Origin of the sequence: Bacillus cereus group sp. BfR-BA-01383 (assembly GCF_022663495.1) — a bacterium.
GTDB classification, from domain to species: domain Bacteria; phylum Bacillota; class Bacilli; order Bacillales; family Bacillaceae_G; genus Bacillus_A; species Bacillus_A cereus_AU.
Genome location: NZ_JAKUFP010000086.1, coordinates 1 through 1,606 on the forward strand (window position 1 = coordinate 1; position 1,606 = coordinate 1,606).

Sequence of the window (1,606 nt, forward strand, 5' to 3'; positions counted from 1 at the left end):
TTTTCTTACGATTAGTCAACCTATATTTTTAGATTTTTAATGGACTGGATGTCACAAAATATAGGTATCCATTTTCATTCATGCCAAATACCCCTAACATGGATTCATTTTTTTACTAGGGGCGGATATGGTATGATGTATGAAACTATGATGTTAGGCTGCTAACCGATAATCATAGTGTATATTGTGTGTAATAAGGTGAAGGAGAAGTTTCAATAACTTATTTACACATGCAATGGACGCAACTTTATGACATTTGTTATAGGGTTGCGTTTTTAATTTATCGTAGTACTCTATAATGTGATTTCGTCCGTAACGCCGTAGTTTAATCATATTTTGGATGATTAGGAAAAGTAATTTCCGTAAATGTTTATTTCCACGTTTATTAATTTTATCTTTATAAAAAGTTTTACCTGATTGAAAGCGACGTATATCAATACCGGCATAGGCATTCAATTGCTTGTTATTCGTAAAACGAGTTATATCTCCTATTTCAGCCATTAAGCGTACAGCTGTATTTGGTCCAATTCCAGGAAGACTCAAAATGATACTATATTCTGCACGTTGTTCGGCTATAAATACCATCTTGTTAATACAACATTCCTTTTGTTGAAGTAGTTCTTGATAACGTTTTGCGTATACTTTGAGTTGATCACACAAGACATCATTTTGAGAAACAGCTGGATAGGAGTTTTTCGCTATTTCAAGTATTTGAATGGCTTTTTTCTCTGCCATAAGATTTGATATTTTTTTATTGGTATTAGCACGAATAAGATTTTTTATAATCGTTTTAGAAAGACTTAAAACACAATCTGGATGGGGGAATAGTTGAACAAAATTTAAGAATAGATCAGATTTACTCGTGAACATTTTTTCTAATTCAGGAAATGTTAATTGAATGACTTTATGCATACGACTACGAATCACTGATAATTCTCCATCTAGTTCGCTATAGAATCTCGAAAGAGATTTTAACTGATGGAATATGTGATTCGTTCCATGAGATACCCTTCGGGTAGCTGTAAAGTGGGTAAGAGCTAGGCGATGTGCATCACTTCGGTCCGTTTTATGAATCCGTAAGGAATCACATTGTAGTTTTGCTTCTAAGGGATTTAACAGACAATATGTATACTGATTATCTTGCATAAATCGTTCTAGCTGTCTAGAATAAATTCCTGTTGCCTCGAACACAATTTCAGGTAATTTACCAGTTTTCTTGGTAAGCTCATATATCTTTTTTTGTAGCTCTTTAAAGTCCGGCTTCAAATGTTGGATTTCCTTTTCAAAGATACATTGTTTTTGTGCATTATAAATTACCATATAACTTTTACCCATACTGATATCAAAAGCAATTACGTGTCTCATAAGATTCCTCCTGATGGAAAATTGAAGTCTTCATCTTACACTTATCGATTCCCATTTCTTATACACGATCTCGAGGACCAACATACTAAAAACTGATTCAAATAAGGTAAGTGAAGAAGGTCAGTTTTTTTTACGGATTCAAAATCCCAAAGCACCCACGACCTTTTCTTCACTTCTACTATATAAAAAATAGTAGTGCGAACCAATGCCTTGGTCTGCACTACTAATCTTAGTATGTTTT

The 1,606-nt window shown here is 33.4% G+C and carries 1 protein-coding gene; it reads right to left on the minus strand.

Features of this window, described 5'->3' with window-relative positions; translation table 11 throughout:
* Window positions 1-153: 153 nt before the first annotated feature.
* Window positions 154-1,365, minus strand: a complete 1,212-nt coding sequence (locus MR065_RS26970; RefSeq protein ID WP_242215733.1) for an IS110 family RNA-guided transposase — start codon at window positions 1,363-1,365, stop codon at window positions 154-156.
* Window positions 1,366-1,606 lie beyond the last annotated feature (241 nt).

Bases quoted from the DNA above. Each gene is read 5' to 3' on its own strand.
- MR065_RS26970 (WP_242215733.1), bottom strand. From the start codon at position 1,365: ATGAGACACGTAATTGCTTTTGATATCAGTATGGGTAAAAGTTATATG.